This window comes from Knoellia remsis, from assembly GCF_003002895.1.
Taxonomy (GTDB): domain Bacteria; phylum Actinomycetota; class Actinomycetes; order Actinomycetales; family Dermatophilaceae; genus Knoellia; species Knoellia remsis.
Map to the genome: position 1 here is coordinate 243,717 of NZ_PVTI01000001.1, position 17,752 is coordinate 261,468.

Annotated in this window: 16 protein-coding genes; 14 read left to right on the forward strand and 2 right to left on the reverse strand. The window is 71.2% G+C overall.

Annotation, left to right across the window (positions count from 1 at the left end):
- Positions 1-102 precede the first annotated feature (102 nt).
- The 13 genes from BCF74_RS01125 to BCF74_RS01185 all read left to right on the forward strand — a co-directional run bounded on the left by BCF74_RS01125 (position 103) and on the right by BCF74_RS01185 (position 14,608).
- A complete protein-coding gene (locus BCF74_RS01125) occupies positions 103-777 on the forward strand; it encodes a TetR/AcrR family transcriptional regulator (protein ID WP_245889147.1) in 675 nt (224 codons plus the stop codon).
- Positions 774-1,595 (forward strand): TIGR03084 family metal-binding protein, encoded by an 822-nt coding sequence (locus BCF74_RS01130; protein WP_106296101.1) that lies wholly within the window; start codon positions 774-776, stop codon positions 1,593-1,595. The genes BCF74_RS01125 and BCF74_RS01130 overlap by 4 nt, the downstream gene beginning before the upstream one ends.
- A complete protein-coding gene (locus tag BCF74_RS01135) occupies positions 1,592-3,403 on the forward strand; it encodes an acyclic terpene utilization AtuA family protein (protein WP_106296102.1) in 1,812 nt (603 codons plus the stop codon). The genes BCF74_RS01130 and BCF74_RS01135 overlap by 4 nt, the downstream gene beginning before the upstream one ends.
- On the forward strand, positions 3,400-4,539 hold the full coding sequence (locus BCF74_RS01140) for an acyl-CoA dehydrogenase family protein (RefSeq protein WP_106296103.1): 1,140 nt from the start codon (positions 3,400-3,402) through the stop codon (positions 4,537-4,539). Before BCF74_RS01135 ends, BCF74_RS01140 begins: the two co-directional genes overlap by 4 nt.
- A 25-nt stretch (positions 4,540-4,564) precedes the next feature.
- The gene (locus BCF74_RS01145; protein ID WP_106296104.1) at positions 4,565-6,166 is read left to right on the forward strand and encodes an acyl-CoA carboxylase subunit beta; all 1,602 of its coding nucleotides are present in this window, start codon (positions 4,565-4,567) and stop codon (positions 6,164-6,166) included.
- Positions 6,163-8,208, forward strand: coding sequence for an acetyl/propionyl/methylcrotonyl-CoA carboxylase subunit alpha (locus tag BCF74_RS01150; RefSeq protein WP_106296105.1), 2,046 nt, complete (start codon positions 6,163-6,165; stop codon positions 8,206-8,208). Before BCF74_RS01145 ends, BCF74_RS01150 begins: the two co-directional genes overlap by 4 nt.
- Positions 8,205-9,368, forward strand: a complete 1,164-nt coding sequence (locus BCF74_RS01155; protein WP_106296106.1) for an acyl-CoA dehydrogenase family protein — start codon at positions 8,205-8,207, stop codon at positions 9,366-9,368. The genes BCF74_RS01150 and BCF74_RS01155 overlap by 4 nt, the downstream gene beginning before the upstream one ends.
- Positions 9,369-9,372: 4 nt before the next feature.
- Complete coding sequence (locus BCF74_RS01160) at positions 9,373-9,801, forward strand: YchJ family protein (protein ID WP_106296107.1); 429 nt, start codon at positions 9,373-9,375, stop codon at positions 9,799-9,801.
- A 146-nt stretch (positions 9,802-9,947) separates the two neighbouring features.
- Positions 9,948-10,433, forward strand: a complete 486-nt coding sequence (locus tag BCF74_RS01165; RefSeq protein ID WP_106296108.1) for a LysM peptidoglycan-binding domain-containing protein — start codon at positions 9,948-9,950, stop codon at positions 10,431-10,433.
- A gap of 214 nt (positions 10,434-10,647) precedes the next feature.
- A complete protein-coding gene (aspS, locus tag BCF74_RS01170) occupies positions 10,648-12,441 on the forward strand; it encodes an aspartate--tRNA ligase (RefSeq protein WP_106296109.1) in 1,794 nt (597 codons plus the stop codon).
- Between the two features lies 1 nt (position 12,442).
- Positions 12,443-13,105 carry an HAD family hydrolase gene (locus tag BCF74_RS01175; protein WP_106296110.1) on the forward strand — a complete coding sequence of 221 codons (663 nt, stop codon included), beginning with the start codon at positions 12,443-12,445 and terminating at the stop codon, positions 13,103-13,105.
- A complete protein-coding gene (locus BCF74_RS01180) occupies positions 13,102-14,115 on the forward strand; it encodes a GTP pyrophosphokinase (protein WP_281257153.1) in 1,014 nt (337 codons plus the stop codon). Before BCF74_RS01175 ends, BCF74_RS01180 begins: the two co-directional genes overlap by 4 nt.
- 118 nt (positions 14,116-14,233) lie before the next feature.
- Positions 14,234-14,608, forward strand: coding sequence for a PH domain-containing protein (locus tag BCF74_RS01185; RefSeq protein ID WP_106296111.1), 375 nt, complete (start codon positions 14,234-14,236; stop codon positions 14,606-14,608).
- Positions 14,609-14,652: 44 nt separating this feature from the next.
- On the opposite strand, the gene BCF74_RS01190 is transcribed toward BCF74_RS01185, so the two are convergent.
- Entirely contained in the window at positions 14,653-15,420 is a 768-nt protein-coding gene (locus BCF74_RS01190) for a GNAT family N-acetyltransferase (protein ID WP_106296112.1), read from the reverse strand.
- The gene (locus BCF74_RS01195) at positions 15,417-16,241 is read right to left on the reverse strand and encodes an alpha/beta fold hydrolase (protein WP_106296113.1); all 825 of its coding nucleotides are present in this window, start codon (positions 16,239-16,241) and stop codon (positions 15,417-15,419) included. The genes BCF74_RS01190 and BCF74_RS01195 overlap by 4 nt, the downstream gene beginning before the upstream one ends.
- Positions 16,242-16,328: 87 nt before the next feature.
- Between BCF74_RS01195 and BCF74_RS01200 the strand changes: the two genes are divergently transcribed.
- Complete coding sequence (locus tag BCF74_RS01200; RefSeq protein ID WP_106296114.1) at positions 16,329-17,717, forward strand: replication-associated recombination protein A; 1,389 nt, start codon at positions 16,329-16,331, stop codon at positions 17,715-17,717.
- Positions 17,718-17,752: the final 35 nt, after the last annotated feature.

A 17,752-nucleotide genomic window follows, 5' to 3' on the forward strand; every position in this document is an offset into this window, starting at 1 on the left:
GGCGGGGTCGGGATGCGAAGTGTGCGCAATCAGTGGGGTGTGACCTCTCACACTTACAAGCAGGGTTGACTGTTTGTTGGTGAGAGACGCAGGATCGTCGGCATGAGCAGTGCGCCGGCGCCCGCCCACGGGTCCTCGACGTCCGGTGCCGGTGCCACTGACGGGTCCGGGTCGACGGGGCGGACGCCGCAGGTCGAACGCACACGCGCGATGCGCCAGCGGCTCATGGAGGCCACCGTCGAGTGCCTCGTCGAGCACGGCTGGGGCGGCACGACGACGATCGAGGTGTCCCGTCGGGCCGGCGTCTCGCGCGGCGCGCAGCTGCACCACTTCCCGAGCAAGAACGACCTGGTCATCGCCGCCGTCGAGCACCTCTCCGAGGTCCGCCGACAGGAGATGAACGCCGCGCTCGCTGACCTGCCGACGAAGAACCGCACCCGCGCCGTGCTCGGCCTGCTCGCCGAGCACTTCACCGGGCCGGTCTTCTTCGCCGCCCTCGAGCTGTGGGTCGCGGCACGCACCGACGAGGCGCTGCACGAGGCGGTCGCCACTCTTGAGCGCCGCACCGGTCGGGTCACCCACGCCTATGCCCTCGAGCTGCTGGGCATCGACGACACCGTCGGCCGCAACCGCGAGCTCGTCCAGGCGACGCTCGACCTCATGCGCGGCCTCGGCCTCGCCGCCGCCATGTCCGACGACACGGCCCGCCGCGGCCGCATCCTCGACGCGTGGGCACGGGTCCTCGACGCCGAGATCGAGAAGGGAACGAAGGCATGACCGCCACCTCGTCCACCGGGACGACCCTCGACGCCGTCCTCAGCGACCTCGCAGCGGAGTCGGCGCAGCTCGACGCGTGGGTCGGCGAGCTCGTACCGGAGCAGTGGGCGACCCCGACCCCCGCGCCGGGATGGACCATCGCCCACCAGGTCGGGCACCTCGCGTGGACGGACGACATCGCCCGCACCGCTGCCACCGACGCCGAGGCCTTCGCGGCCGCGGTGTCCGAGGCCGCGAGCACGCACGGCATGGAGGTCGTCGACGCCGCCGCGGCGCAGTGGGGTGAGCTGCCGCCGACAGAGCTCCTCGCGCGCTGGCGCACCGGCCGGGATGCGCTCGCCGGAGCCCTGCGCGCCGTTCCGGCCGGTGAGAAGGTCGTCTGGTTCGGCCCGCCGATGAGCCCGACCTCGATGGCCACCGCCCGGCTCATGGAGACATGGGCACACGGCCACGACGTCGCCGACGCGCTCGGCGTGACCGTCCCCGTCACCGACCGGGTGCGTCACGTCGCCCACCTCGGCGTCATCACCCGAGGCTTCGCTCACGCCATGCGCGGGGAGGAGCCGCCGCCGGTCGACATCCGGGTCGAGCTGGCCGGACCGCGCGGCGACATCTGGACCTGGGGCGCTCCGGACGCGCCCGAAAAGGTGACCGGCACGGCATACGACTTCGCCCGGCTCGCGACGCGCCGCATCCACCGCGACGACGCCGACGTGCGCGCCGACGGCCCGCACGCCGACCACTGGCTCGACATCGTCCAGGCCTTCGCCGGCCCGCCGGGGCAGGACCCGAAGCCGCGCTCGCAGGGCGCGTCATGAGCGGCCCGATCAGGATCGGGAACTGTTCGGGCTTCTACGGCGACCGGTTCACTGCCATGCGCGAGATGCTCGAGGGTGGCGACCTCGACGTCCTCACCGGCGACTACCTCGCCGAGCTGACGATGCTCATCCTCGGCCGCGACCGGATGAAGGACCCCGAGCTCGGCTACGCCAAGACCTTCCTCGCCCAGCTCACCGACAGCCTCGGCGTGGCGAAGGAACGCGGCGTCCGCATCGTCGCGAACGCCGGCGGGCTCAACCCTGCCGGGCTTGCCGAGAAGATCCGGATCGCCGCTCGGGACAACGGGATCGACGTCCGAGTCGCCCACGTCGAGGGCGACGACCTCATGGAGCGCGCCGACGAGCTCGGCCTTGGGACGCCGCTCACGGCCAACGCCTACCTCGGTGCCTTCGGGATCGCCCGCGCCCTCGAGGCCGGCGCGGACGTCGTCGTCACCGGCCGGGTCACCGACGCCTCGCTCGTGGTCGGACCGGCGATCTGGCGCCACGGCTGGGGCCGCGGCGACCTCGACGCACTCGCCGGCGCCGTCGTCGCGGGGCACGTCATCGAGTGCGGGACGCAGGCCACCGGCGGCAACTTCTCGGGTCTCACGCGCGGGGCGGTGGCGGCGCCGTTCCTGCCGGGCTTCCCGATCGCGGAGGTCGCCTCGGATGGCTCGTCGGTGATCACCAAGCACCCCGGGACAGGCGGCGAGGTCAGCGTCGACACCGTCACCGCGCAGCTCCTCTACGAGATCCAGGGCCCCTGGTATGCCGGCCCTGACGTCAGCGTCGACCTCACCTCCGTGCGCCTCACCCAGGAGGGGACGGACCGGGTCGGGGTGAGAGGCGTGGTGGGTGCACCGCCGCCGCAGACGCTCAAGGTGGGGGTCAACACCTTCGGGGGGTTCCGCAACACCGCCGAGCTCGTCCTCACCGGCCTCGACATCGAGGGCAAGGCCGAGCTCGTGAAGGCCCAGGTCGAGGCGGCCCTCGACGCCATGGAGGCGCGCACCGGTCGCCGCCCCAGCAGCGTCGAGTGGCACCTCGACCGCACCGACTCGCCGGACCCTGCCACGCAGGCGGCGGCGACCTCGATCCTGCGGCTCAGCGTCGCGTCGCAGGACCCCGAGGCCGTGGGGCGCGCGTTCAGCGACATCGCCGTCCAGCTCGCGCTCGCCTCGTATGCCGGGTTCACCCTGACCCGCCCACCCGCCTCGGGCGTGCCGTTCGGGGTGCACACGGCCGCCTTCGTCGAGCAAGCGGAGGTTCCGCACACGGTGGTTCACGCGGACGGGACCCGGGAGGACATCCCGGCGCCCACGGCATACGAACAACTGCCGGGAACCGGCAATCAGTCGGGTGGTGTCGCGCACGGAATCGGCAATCAGTCGGGGGTGGGGGCGAACGGAATCGGCAATCAGTCGGGGGTGCGGCGGGTGGCGCTGGGGGAGGTCGCGTACGCGCGGGCCGGGGACAAGGGCGGCGACGCCAACGTCGGCGTCTGGGTGCCGGCCACGTTCGGCGACGGGGACGCGGAACGGCGCGAGGCGGCATACGAGTGGCTCGTCGACCTGCTCACCCCGGAACGGGTGCGTGAGCTGCTGCCGGAGGCCGCGGGGCTCGACGTCGAGGTCCACGCCTTCGCGAACCTCGCCGGCGTCAACATCGTCCTGCACGGGCTGCTCGGCGAGGGCGTCGCCGCGTCCACCCGGTTCGACCCGCAGGGCAAGGCCGTCGGCGAGTGGCTGCGCGCCCGAGTTGTCGACGTACCCACCGACCTGCTGGACACCACGGAGGACGCATGAGCGCCTGGACGACCCCGGAACGACAGGCGCTCGCCGAGAGCGTCACGGCGTTCACGAAGCGGCACATCGCCCCCAACCTCGCGCAGTGGGAGGACGACGGCGAGCTGCCGCGCAGCCTGCACAAGGAGGCCGCGGCCGCCGGGCTGCTCGGCGTCGGCTTCCCCGAGGAAGTCGGGGGTGAGGGCGGCGACGTCGTCGACGTCACCGTGCTCAGCGAGGCGATCCTCGCCGGCGGCGGCTCGAGCGGGGTCCTCGCCGGGCTCTTCACGCATGGCATCGCCACTCCGCACATCGTCGCCTCCGGCAACACCGACCTCATCGACCGCTACGTCCGGCCCACGCTGGCGGGGGAGCTCATCGGCTCGCTCGCCGTCACCGAGCCGGGCGGCGGCTCCGACGTCGCCAGCCTCACGACCCGGGCCGAGCGCGACGGTGAGCACTACGTCGTCACCGGCTCGAAGATGTTCATCACCTCGGGGGTGCGTGCCGACTTCGTCACGACCGCGGTGCGCACCGGCGGTCCCGGGCACGGCGGCATCAGCCTGCTCGTCATCGACAAGGACTCACCCGGGTTCACCGTGAGCCGGCCGCTGCGCAAGATGGGCTGGCACTGCTCGGACACCGCCGAGCTGTCCTTCGACGCCGTGCGGGTGCCGGTGGCGAACCTCGTCGGCGAGGAGAACGGCGGGTTCGCGCTGATCATGCAGCAGTTCGTCGGGGAGCGGCTCGGGCTGGCGACCCATGCGTATGCGACGGCACAGCGAGCCCTCGACCTCACCGTCGACTACGTCCGCGAACGGGAGACGTTCGGACGACCGCTCATCACCCGGCAGTCGGTGCGGCACACGCTCGTCGACATGCACCGTGTCACCGACGCTGCGCGCGAGTACGCCCACCGGGCCATCGAGAAGGCGGCCGCCGGCGAGCAGCCCGTGCTCGAGGCGGTCCTCGCGAAGAACCAGGCCGTCGAGGCGTGCGACTTCGTCGTCGACAAGGCGGTCCAGCTGCACGGCGGAGCGGGCTACCTGCGCGAGAGCGAGGTCGAGCGGCACTACCGCGACTCCCGGATCCTCGGCATCGGCGGCGGTGCGACCGAGGTGCTCGATGACCTCGCCGCGCGGCTCCTCGGGTACTGACCACACGGCATACGGAAGGACTGAGATGGTGAGCACAGCGACGACGAGCGTCGACCCCACGTCGGCGACCTACCTCGCCAACCGCGAGGCGATGCTCGAGCGGGTCTCCGACCTCGCGGAGCAGCACGCGGTGGCGCTCGCCGGTGGTGGGCAGAAGTATGTCGACCGGCACCACAAGCGGGGCAAGCTCACCGCCCGTGAGCGCATCGAGCTGCTGCTCGACCCGGACAGCCCGTTCCTCGAGCTGTCGACGCTCGCCGCTTGGGGGACCGATTTCGCCGTCGGGGCCTCGCTCGTCACCGGCATCGGGGTCGTCGAGGGCGTCGAGTGCATGATCATCGCCAACGACCCGACCGTGAAGGGTGGCTCGACGAACCCGAGCACGCTGCGCAAGGCCGGACGGGCCGCCCAGATCGCGCAGGAGAACGGCCTGCCGAGCATCAACCTCGTCGAGTCCGGCGGCGCCGACCTGCCGACGCAGAAGGACATCTTCATCCCCGGGGGCCGCGGCTTCCGCGACCTCACCCGGGCCAGTGCCGCGCGGACGCCGACGATCGCGCTCGTCTTCGGCAACTCGACCGCGGGCGGCGCCTACATCCCCGGTATGAGCGACTACGTCGTCATGGTCAAGGAGGCGGCGAAGGTCTTCCTCGGCGGGCCGCCGCTGGTGAAGATGGCCACGGGGGAGGAGTCCGATGACGAGTCCTTGGGTGGGGCCGAGATGCATGCGCGCACGTCGGGCCTCGCCGACTACCTGGCCCAGGACGAGCGGGACGCGATCCGGCTGGGCCGCTCGATCGTGCGGCGGCTCAACTGGCGCAAGGCCGGTGCCGCGCCGGTGAGCGACTACGCCGAGCCGCTCTTCGACGCCGAGGAGATCCTCGGCATCGTCTCCTCCGACCTCAAGGTCCCCTTCGACCCGCGCGAGGTCATCGCACGCCTCGTGGACGGCTCGGAGTTCGACGAGTTCAAACCGCTGTACGGCAGCTCGCTCGTCACCGGGTTCGCCCAGCTGCACGGCTACCCGGTCGGGATCCTCGCCAACGCCCAGGGTGTGCTCTTCAGCGAGGAGGCGCAGAAGGCGACGCAGTTCATCCAGCTCGCGAACCAGGTCGACACCCCGCTGCTGTTCCTGCACAACACGACCGGCTACATGGTCGGCAAGGAGTACGAGCAGGGCGGCATCATCAAGCACGGCGCCCAGATGATCAACGCCGTCTCCAACTCGACCGTCCCACACATCTCGATCGTCATCGGCGGCTCCTACGGCGCCGGCCACTACGGCATGAGCGGTCGGGCGTACGACCCGCGGTTCATGTTCAGCTGGCCGAACGCGAAGTCCGCCGTCATGGGTCCGGCGCAGCTCGCCGGCGTCATCTCGCTCGTGTCGCGGCAGGCCGCCGAGGCTCGCGGCGAGACCGTCGACGAGGAGTCCGACAAGGCCATGCGGGCCTTCATCGAGGCGCAGATCGAGGAGCAGTCACTCGCGTACTTCACCTCGGGGATGCTCTACGACGACGGCGTCATCGACCCGCGCGACACCCGCTCGATCCTCGGCATCTGCCTGTCCGCCATCCACACCCGTCCCGTCCGGGGCGCCGAGGGTTACGGAGTGTTCCGGCCATGACGACGACCGAGACGCTGGGCTCCTCGCCCATCCGCACGCTGCTCGTCGCGAACCGCGGCGAGATCGCCCGCCGCATCATCCGCACCGCCCGCGACCTCGGCATCACGACCGTCGCCGTGCACTCCGACGCCGACGCGGACGCGCCCTTCGTCGCCGACGCCGACCGCGCCGTGCACCTGCCTGGCAACGCCCCGGGTGAGACCTACCTGCGCGGCGACCTCGTCATCGAGGCGGCCCAGCGTGCGGGTGCCGATGCCGTGCACCCGGGCTACGGCTTCCTCTCCGAGAACGCCGACTTCGCGCGGGACGTCATCGCCGCCGGGCTGACCTGGGTGGGCCCGCCACCGGACGCGATCGAGGCGATGGGCTCCAAGGTGCGGGCCAAGGAGCTCATGGTCGCGGCCGGTGTGCCCACGCTGTCAGTCGACCGGGATGCGTTGCAGGACAACGACTTCCCCCTGCTCGTCAAGGCGTCCGCTGGTGGTGGCGGTCGCGGTATGCGGATCGTCGAGGACCGTGACTCACTCGACAGCGCGATCGAGACGGCGTCGTCGGAGGCGGAGTCGGCTTTCGGTGACGGGACGGTCTTCGTCGAGCCCTACCTGCTCGGCGCCCGGCACATCGAGGTGCAGGTCGTCGCGGACACCCACGGCACGATCTGGGTCGTCGGCGACCGCGACTGCTCCCTGCAGCGCCGACACCAGAAGGTGCTCGAGGAGGCACCCGCACCGCGGGTCAGTGACCCCGTGCGCGCCGCCCTGCATGAAGCAGCGCACGCCGCGGCCAAGGCGGTCGACTACGTCGGTGCGGGCACCGTCGAGTTCCTCGTGGACCGCGCGCACGAGGACGACGGCCGCGCCTACTTCCTCGAGATGAACACCCGCCTCCAGGTCGAGCACCCCGTCACCGAGGCGGTCACCGGCCTCGACCTCGTCGCCCTCCAGCTGGCCGTCGCCGAGGGCACCGCCCTCATCGGTGAGCCGCCCGAGCCGTCCGGCCACGCCGTCGAGGTGCGGGTCTACGCCGAGGACCCGGCCGCCGACTGGCGGCCGCAGACGGGCACCGTGCGCTCGCTCGGTCTCGACCCGGCCACGGACGGACTGTCGGCGACCCGCTTCGGCGGCGTCGCGGCATACGGCACGACGACGCACGGACTGCGGCTCGACACGGCCGTCGAGGTCGGCAGCGAGGTCGGCATCCACTACGACGCGATGCTCGCGAAGCTCATCGCCTACGCCCCCGACCGCACGCGGGCGCTGCGGTTGCTCTCGCGCGGCCTGGCCGAGCTCGGGCTGCGCGGCGTGCGGACGAACGTCGATCTGCTCCGGGCCATGGTCGACGACGACGCCGTCGTCGCAGCGGAGCTCCACACAGGTCTCGTGGAGGAGCGCCTCGACACGTGGACCGGCGCCGGAGTCGGCGAGGACGACCTGCGCCGCCTCGCCCTCGCGGCCGCGCTCGCCCAGGCATCCCGGGCGAGCCGTGAGGCGCGGGTGCTCTCGCGCATCCCGACGGCCTTCCGCAACGTCCCGTCACAGCCACGCACACGCGCCTACCGAGACGGCGACCGCGAGATGGTCGTGACGTATGCCGCAGAGCGCGGTCGTCTCGTCGACGACATCGACGGGGTCGATGTCGTCGACGTCTCGCCGACGCGAGTTGTCCTGTCGGACAACGGTGTTCGCGAGACGTATGCCGTCCGGCTGGGTTCCGAGGACCTGGCCGACGTGGACGTCGAAGGACCGCGTGGGGGAGTGAGCCTCACGCCCGTCCCGACCTTCGTCGACCCGGCCGAGCAGGTTGCCGAGGGGTCGCTCCTCGCACCCATGCCGGCGTCGGTGGTCCGGGTCGCGGTCGAGCCCGGCCAGAGCGTCACCCGCGGCGACGTCGTCCTCGTCCTCGAGGCGATGAAGATGCAGCACTCCGTCGAGGCGCCCGTCGACGGCGTGCTCGGCGAGGTGTCGGTCTCCGCCGGCGACCAGGTCGGCGCCGGTGCCGTTCTCGCCGTCATCACCCCATCCGAGCAAGGAGAACCCTCATGAGCACCCTCTTCACCGAGACCGAGGAGCGACGGGACCTGCGCAAGGCGGTCGCAGAGCTCGGTGCGAAGTACGGCCCCGAGTACTTCCGCACCGCCGCGAAGGAGGGCCGCAAGTCGACCGAGCTCTGGGACGAGGCAGGGCGCCTGGGCTACCTCGGTGTCGCCGTGCCCGAGGAGTTCGGGGGCGGCGGCGGGGACATCGGTGACCTCGCCGCCGTGTGTGAGGAGCTCGCCGCCGCGGGCGCGCCGCTGCTCATGATCGTCGTCTCGCCGGCCATCGTCGGCTCGATCATCGCGATGTTCGGCACCGACGTGCAGAAGAAGCGGTGGCTGCCGGGGATCGCGGACGGCAGCGCGACCTACGCGTTCTCCATCACCGAGCCCGACGCCGGGTCGAACTCGCACCGCATCACGACGACGGCCCGCCGCGACGGTGAGGACTGGCTGCTCTCCGGTGGCAAGACCTTCATCTCCGGCGTCGACGAGGCCTCGCACGTCCTCGTCGTCGCCCGGACCGAGGACGCGCGCACCGGCAAGCTCAAGCCCGCGCTCTTCATGGTGCCGACCGACGCGGACGGCTTCACCAAGGCGCCCATCGAGATGGGCATCACCTCGCCCGAGAAGCAGTGGACCCTCTTCTTCGACGGAGTCCGGCTGCCCCAGGACGCGCTCGTCGGCGACGAGGACGCCGGACTCATGCAGCTCTTCGCGGGACTCAACCCCGAGCGCATCATGGCGGCGTCGTTCGCGACCGGCACCGCTCGCCTCGCCCTGAGCAAGGCGGTCGCGTACGCCAAGGACCGCGAGGTCTTCGAGAAGCCCATCGGCACCCACCAGGCGATCGCCCACCCACTCGCCGAGATCCACATCGAGATCGAGATGGCCCGGCTCATGACCCAGAAGGCCGCGGCCCTCCTCGCAAGCGGCGACTTCATGGCGGCCGGAGAGGCCGCGAACATGGCGAAGTACGCCGCCGGCGAGGTCGTCTGCAAGGCCGTCGACCAAGCCATCCAGACCCACGGTGGCAACGGGCTCGCCGTCGAGTACGGCCTCGTCGACATGCTCGCCGGCTCGCGGCTGTCGCGCATCGCGCCAGTGAGCCGTGAGATGGTGCTCAACTTCGTCGCCCAGTTCTCGCTCGGGCTGCCCAAGTCATACTGAGCGGGTGATCCCACGACCCGACGGCAGCGCGCCCTGCCCCTGCGGCGGCTGTCCGGACGGTGCGACGCTGGCCGACTGCTGCGGGCCGTACCTCGACGGTTCCGCCTGGCCGCCGGACCCCGAGACGCTCATGCGGTCCCGCTACACGGCATACGCGACCGGCAACGCCGACCACGTGTTCCGGACATGGCACCCGGCGACCCGGCCGCAACAGGTCGAGATCGACCCGGCCCTCGCGTGGGTCGGGCTCGAGGTCGTCGACGCCCCCACGGTCGCGAGCGACGACGAGGGGGTCGTCGAGTTCACCGCGCACTGGATGTCCGGGGTCGGCGCCACCCGCCAGCGGGGCGTGGTGCGCGAGCGCAGCCGCTTCACCCGCCGGGCCGGACGCTGGTTCTATCGCGACGGCGACACCACGACGACGGCCGGTTGAACGACGAGTGCCATCCGCCGATTGACCCGGCGCTGAACCGCACATCGGCCCGACTTTTGGTTAGCGTCGAAGCGCCCCCCGTGACTGAGGGGTGCCCCAGCGGCGAGTGTCGTCGGGGCCGGATCGCACCGGAAGGACCGCCCCCCATGGGTTTCCTGGACGACCTCAAGAAGGGTCTCGGCTTCGACGACGACAACGACGCCGTCGACGAGGCCAAGAAGCAGGCCGACGAAGCCAAGAAGAAGGCTGACGAGGCTGCGGAGAAGGCTCGCAAGGAGAGCGGCGAGAAGGCTGCTCAGGCCAAGAAGGAGGCCGATGAGGCTGCTGCCGAGGCCGCGAAGAAGAAGGCGGAGGCCGACGCCGCCGCCAAGGAGGCCGCCGAGCGTGCGGGCACCGCCCCCAAGGCTCCGGCTCCGGCTCCGGCCCCGGCCCCCGCCCCGAAGAAGGCCCCGGCCCCCGCGCCGAAGAAGCCGGCCGCCCCGGCGCAGCGCACCTACACCGTCAAGAAGGGCGACACGCTCTCCGAGATCGGTGAGCGCTACGGCGTCAGCTGGAAGAAGATCGCCAAGGTCAACAACATCGAGAACCCCGACCTGATCTTCCCGGGCCAGAAGTTCATCATCCCGGACTGACGCACCCTGCGTCGGTTCCCCTCGAGCGCCGCGTCACCGTCCACGGTGGCGCGGCGCTCGGCGTTCCGCGCGCTGCGCGGGTGAACGGGCCCAAACCCGTTCGTATGCCGGCCGCGCACCTCCGTAGGATGACCCGGGTGCCGCGCCACGCGGCATACCCGGGTGCCGCGCCACGCGGCATACGAGACACCACCCACCACGAGAAGGACCTCCCGTGCTCCGCACCCACGAGGCCGGCACCCTGCGTGCCGACCAGATCGACCAGACCGTCACGCTCACCGGCTGGGTGGCCAAGCGTCGCGATCACGGTGGGGTGGCGTTCATCGACCTGCGCGATGCGAGCGGGGTCGTGCAGGTCGTCGCGCGCGACGAGGTCCTCACCGGTGCCGCGCACGACCTGCGTGCCGAGTTCGTCGTCAAGGTGACCGGCACCGTCGTCGCCCGCAGCGAGGAGAACGTCAACCCGGAGCTGCCCACGGGTGCCGTCGAGGTCGTCGCGTCCGACATCGAGGTGCTCAACACGAGCGCGCCGCTGCCGTTCCAGATCGACGAGCGCGTCAGCGTCGGCGAGGAGGCCCGCCTCAAGCACCGCTACCTCGACCTGCGCCGTCCGGGCGCGTCGTCGGCGGGTGCCGGCCTGCGGCTGCGCTCCAAGGTCAGTGCCGCTGCCCGGCGAGTGCTCGAGGCCCGTGACTTCGTCGAGATCGAGACCCCGACGCTGACCCGGTCGACGCCCGAGGGTGCGCGCGACTTCGTCGTCCCCGCGCGGCTCGCGCCCGGCTCCTGGTATGCGCTGCCGCAGAGCCCGCAGCTGTTCAAGCAGCTCCTCATGGTCGCCGGCATGGAGCGCTACTACCAGATCGCGCGCTGCTACCGCGACGAGGACTTCCGCGCCGACCGGCAGCCGGAGTTCACCCAGCTCGACATCGAGATGAGCTTCGTCGAGCAGGAGGATGTGCTCGCGCTCGGTGAGGAGATCGTCTCCGAGATCTGGAAGCTCATCGGCGTCGAGCTGGACACGCCCTTCGAGCGGATGACGTATGCCGACGCGATGCGCCGCTTCGGCTCCGACAAGCCGGACCTGCGGTTCGGGCAGGAGCTCGTCGAGTGCACCGAGTACTTCGCGGACACGCCGTTCCGGGTGTTCCAGAGCGAGTACGTCGGAGCCGTCGTCATGCCGGGTGGCGCGAGCCAGCCGCGCAAGCAGCTCGACGCCTGGCAGGAGTGGGCCAAGCAGCGCGGTGCCAAGGGTCTGGCCTACGTGTTGGTCGGCGAGGACGGGGAGCTCGGTGGGCCGGTGGCCAAGAACCTGTCCGAGTCCGAGCGGGCGGGCCTGGCCGAGCACGTCGGCGCGAAGCCCGGTGACTGCATCTTCTTCGGCGCCGGCGCGACGAAGTCGACGCGCGCCTTGCTCGGGGCCGCGCGCCTCGAGATCGGCAAGCGGGTCGGGCTCATCGACGAGTCGGCGTGGAGCTTCCTCTGGGTGCTCGACGCGCCGCTTTTCGAGCCGGCGTCCGAGGCCGTCGCTGCGGGTGACGTCGCCGTCGGCGGCGGCGCCTGGACCGCCGTGCACCACGCGTTCACCTCGCCGAAGAAGGAGTTCGAGGACTCCTTCGACGAGAACCCGGGCGAGGCGCTGGCCTACGCCTACGACATGGTCTGCAACGGCAACGAGCTGGGCGGTGGGTCGATCCGTATCCACCGCCGCGACGTGCAGGAGCGGGTCTTCAAGGTCATGGGGCTGTCCGAGGACGAGGCCCAGGAGAAGTTCGGCTTCCTCCTCGACGCCTTCCAGTACGGCGCGCCCCCGCACGGCGGCATCGCCTTCGGCTGGGACCGCATCGTCATGCTGCTCGGCGGCTACGAGTCGATCCGCGACGTCATCGCCTTCCCGAAGTCGGGCGGCGGCTACGACCCGCTGACCGACGCCCCGGCGCCGATCTCCGCGCAGCAGCGCAAGGAGGCCGGTGTCGACGCCAAGCCCAGCGACGCGGGCGACAAGGCCTGACGTGACGTCGGCGTCCGAAGCGGTCGGCACGGTCGACGACGTCGTCGTGCCACCGCTCGACCCGAGCGCGCCGGTGTCGGTGCTGCTCTGGGACGCCGACGGCGTGCTCCAGCACCCGAAGCACCTCTGGGGCCCGCAGCTCGAGCAGTGGGGCGGCGACGGGTTCGCGGAGGCGTTGTTCAGGTCGGAGGTTCCCGCGCTCAAGGGCGACATGCGGTTCCGCGATGCGCTGACCCAGCTGCTCACCGAGTGGCCGCAGGTCACGGCGAGCGTCGACGACCTGCTCTCGCTCTGGGAGATGGTCGAGCGGGACGACGACGCCGTGGGCCTCGTCCGCGACATCGCCGCGTCGGGAGTCACCTGCATGCTCGCGACGAACCAGCAGGACCACCGCAAGGCGTTCCTGCGCGCGAACTTCGGCTACGACGACGTCTTCGCCCGGTCGTACCACTCGTGCGACATGGGCACGATGAAGCCCGAACCCGCCTATTTCCAACGGATTCTCGCCGACCTCGGCCTCGAGGACACGCCGGAGCGGGTCGGCTTCGTCGACGACAACGCCGCCAACATCGAGACGGCGCGCTCGCTCGGCATCCGCGCGGTGCACCACGACCCGGCGACGGGTGTGGCCGGGCTGCGCGCCGACCTCGGGTGGTCGCCGTGAGCGACGCGCCTCCCGAGGCCGTGGTGCGCGACGCGGTGCAGGCGTATGCCGCCCGCCAGCCCGAGCTGCGTCAGGTCGCCGACCAGCTCGTCCGCATGGTCATCGCGATGCTCGACGACGCCGGCATCAACTACGTCAGCGTGACCGGCCGGGCCAAGAGCGTCGCCTCGTTCGCGGGCAAGGCGTCGCGGGTCGACGCCGAGGGGGCCCTGCTGCACCCGGACCCGCTCACCGACATCACCGACCAGGTCGGCGTCCGCGTGGTGACCTACCTCCAGGGTGACGTCACGGCCGTGGCGAGCCTGCTCTCGACCCAGTTCGCCGTCCTCGACGACCGCGACATGGGTCAGGAGACCGCGAGCGAGGGGCGGTTCGGCTACTCGAGCCGGCACCTCCTGGTGACGCTCGACGCGGACCGCCTCGACCCGGCATACGCACACCTCGCGGGACGCACCGCGTCGGTGCAGCTGCGCACGATCCTCCAGCACGCGTGGGCCGAGTTCGAGCACGACGTCCGCTACAAGGGCACGGTGCCGGACGCGGACGTGTCCGACCTCGACCGCCGGTTCACCCTCGCCGCAGGGCTGCTCGAGCTCGCCGACCGCGAGTTCACGGCGATCCGCGACCGGCTGCAGGCGAGCATGGGCGACCAGGGGCCCGCGGCCGCCGGCGACGACCCGCGCATCAGTGGCGCCGACCTCGCGAGCTTCCTCGCGGGGCTGTTCCACGAAGCCGGCTGGTCGCGCACCGACCACTACTCGTGGATCTCGGGGCTGCTGCTCGAGCTCGGCATCACCTCGCTCGAGGAGCTGGCCGGGCTGCTCGGCACGATCGACCTCGACGGCATCAACGCGCGGATGGACTACCGCTACCCGGCCGGTGCGGTGCGCCGCCTCGACGACGCGCTGCTCGCCGTCTTCGGGACGCGCTACATCCAGCTGCACGGCAACGCCCATCGCGTCGACGCGCTCACCGCCCGCCTCGAGAAGGTCCGCCCGCCCCAGACGTGAGGTTCGACTAGGACGGAACTGCACAAACCGGCCGCCCGAGTTCCGCCACTCTGTGACACTGCCTGCGGGCTGACGGCACTCACCAGGGGCGCGTGCCCACGACGACAAGGGGACTGACATGGAAACGGCCAGCATCGCGGCATGGACGCTGATGAACGAGATCCCGGTGCCGGACGACGTGCGCGAGCTGTTGGTGGACGGGGAGCAGGCGGTGACGGCGTTCAAGACGTTCCGGGACAGCGCAGTGTTCACGACCAAACGGCTCATCGTGCGGGACGCGCAGGGACTCACCGGCAAGAAGGTCGAGATCTACTCGCTGCCCTACTCGGCCATCAACATGTGGTCGTCGGAGAACGCGGGCAAGCTGTTCGACGTCAACGCAGAGATCGAGCTGTGGACGCGAGCGGGCCACATCAAGGTCAAGCTCGGGAAGGGCGCGGACGTGCGCCGCATCGACCAGCTCATCGCGTGGGCGGTACTCAACGCACGCTGAGGGATCACGGCTGCGTTCGGGCGGCGGTCACGCTGCCCCGCGCGTCAGAGGGGAAACCCCGTCCGGGCGCGCAGGCTCGTCGCGTACCCGAGCCGCTCGTAGAGCACTCGGGCATGGTCGTTGTCGGCGAAGACGCCGAGGGTGGACGCGCCCGTGCGGTCGATCCCGTCGCGGGTGAGGTATGCCGTCATCGCGGCTCCCAGCCCACGTCCCCGCAGCGTGGAGTCGGCGACGATCCCGCCGATGAGCGGGACGTCGGTGTTGCCCGGCTCGCTCACGCCGCAGGCAATGAGCCGAGCGTCCTTGTCGCGCAACGCTGCCCAGCGCATGCCCTCGTGCTGGCCGGGCAGCGCGAACGGGTGCGGGTTGTGTGCCTTGATGAAGGCGGTGAGCTCGGCCGGGTCGCCGTCGAACCACGTGATGTCCCGCTCCGCGGGCAGGGTCGGCGGGGGAGTCGTGGTCCACATGCGGTCCCAGGCATTGCCGCCGCGCAGCCCGAGTGCGTCCCGAACGGGCTCGTATGCCGTCGCGGGAGCCGTGACGTGGTTCGGCGCCTTCGCTGCCACCCAGGTCGCGAACATGTCGGTCGCGGCGAGGTGGGCGACGCCGTCGTCGGCACCGAGGACGACGACGCCGCGACGGCCGTCGCCCCAGACCTGGAACCACGCGACGACCTCCGAGCCGGTGAGGTGCAGCGCCGGAGGCTCGAAGGTCGTCGCGAGGTCGAACCGGAGGAAGGGGTGGTCACCACTCGCGGCCCTGAGCTCTGCTGCCGTGGCGAGCTCGGCGACCCGCGATCCTCCATCGCTCACTTCTGCAGGAAGTCGAGCAGTGCGGTGTTGACCTGGTCCGGGTGGCTCGCGAGGAACCCGTGCGGGCCGTCCTCGATGACGACGAGGTCACTGCCCGCGACCTGCTCGTGGGTGCGCTTGCCCGAGACCTCGAACGGCACGATGGCGTCGGAGTCGCCGTGGACGACGAGGGTCGGCACGGTGACCTTGGCAAGGTCGCCGGTGAAGTTGGTGAGCCACGACTCGATGCAGGAGGTCATGGCGTCAAGGTCCGCCTGGGCGGCCATCCCGAGGGCGTCCTGACGCTGGTCCTCGGTGACCTTGAGGTCGCCGTCGGCGCTGAAGAAGTTCGTCATGAACTCGTCGAGAAACTCCTCGCGGTCGGCGCGCAGGTCCTGCTGCATCTGCTCGGCGTCCTCCCGGGGCAGGCCACCGTCGGGGTTCTCGTCGCTCTTGAGCAGCCACGGCGGGATGGCTCCGAGGAAGGCGATGCTGCGCAGCCGGTCCGTGCCGTGGTTGCCGACATAGCGGGCGACCTCGCCGCCACCCATGGAGAAGCCGACGAGGGTGACGTCGGTGAGGTCGAGGGCGGTGAGCAGGGAGTCGAGGTCGGACGCGAGCGCGTCGTAGTCGTAGCGGCCGTCAGGCGCGGGGGACGACTGGCCGAAGCCGCGGCGGTCGTAGGTGATGACGCGGTACCCGGCGTCGGTGAGCGCGGGGACCGTGTCCTTCCACGAGGCGCCGGAGAGGGGCCAGCCGTGGATGAGGACGACCGGACGTCCGTCACCGCCGGTGTCCTCGTGGTGGATCGTCGGGGCCTGGGTCGAGGTCGAGTCGGACATGGGCGTCCCTTTCCGGAGTGGGCGTCTCGGACGTCTTCAGCCTAGGCACGCGGTCTCGATGTCGCACCCGCCGGATACGCTGGCGAGATGCCTGCCGGCGACGACCTCTTCGCGTCCGCGCACGACGTCTCGGCGGCGTCGGGCGTGGGTGAGTCGCTGCTGCCGCCGCTCGCCGTGCGCATGCGGCCGGCCTCGATCGAGGAGGTGCGTGGTCAGGCCGACGTGCTGCGTCCCGGCAGTCCGCTGCGCCGGCTCATCGAGGGGTCCGGCGGGACGGCCGGCCCGCTGAGTGCGATCATCTGGGGCCCGCCCGGCACCGGCAAGACGACGCTCGCGCACCTCGTCGCCACGGCGGCGGGGCGTGAGTTCGTCGAGCTGTCCGCCGTGACCGCGGGCGTCAAGGACGTGCGTGCGGTCATGGAGGCCGCCGCCCGCAACCGCGACCTCTACGACCGGCAGACCGTGCTCTTCCTCGACGAGATCCACCGGTTCAGCAAGGCGCAGCAGGACGCCCTGCTCCCCGGCGTCGAGAACCGCCAGGTCATCCTCGTCGCCGCGACGACGGAGAACCCGAGCTTCTCGGTCATCTCGCCGCTGCTGTCGCGCTCCATGCTCATCACCCTCAGCTCGCTCGACGACGCCCAGGTCGCTGACGTCCTCGACGCGGCGGTGAGCGACCCGCGCGGTCTCGACGCGGCATACGCACTCTCCGACGAGGCGCGCGACCACCTCGTCGCCATCGCGCAGGGCGACGCGCGGCGAGCCCTGACCTCGCTCGAGGCGGCGGCGGGCGTCGCACAGGACGACGCGCCGGCCGGGCGGGACGACAGCGAGCCGCTGGAGATCACGCTCGCGCACGCCGAGCAGGCGGTGTCGCAGGCGATGGTGCGCTATGACAAGACCGGCGACCAGCACTACGACGTCGCGTCGGCGTTCATCAAGTCGATGCGTGGCTCTGACGTCGACGCGGCCCTGCACTATCTCGCGCGTCAGCTCGAGGCCGGTGAGGACCCCCGGTTCATCGCGCGGCGCATCGTCATCGCGGCGAGCGAGGACGTCGGGATGGGCGACCCGACGGCGCTGCAGACCGCGGTCGCCGCGATGCACGCAGTCGCGCAGATCGGGATGCCGGAGGCGCGGATCATCCTCGCGCAGGCCGTCGTCCACAACGCGCTCGCGCCGAAGAGCAATGCCGCGTATGCCGGGATCAACGCCGCGATCGCGGACGTGCGCGCCGGACGTGGTGGTGCGGTGCCGCCGCACCTGCGGGGGAGTGGGTATGCCGGTGCGTCCCGTCTCGGGCACGGCAAGGGCTATATCTATGCGCACGATGAGCCGGATGCCGTTGCGGCACAGCAGTATCTGCCCGATGACCTGCACGGCCGGACCGACTACTACCAGCCGACGGACCGCGGTTTCGAGGCGCGGTTGAAGGACCGCTGGGCCTGGCTCAAGGAGCGCCTCGGACGACGCTGACCGTGGGGCGGGCCGGTCGAGGCGGCCTCTTTACA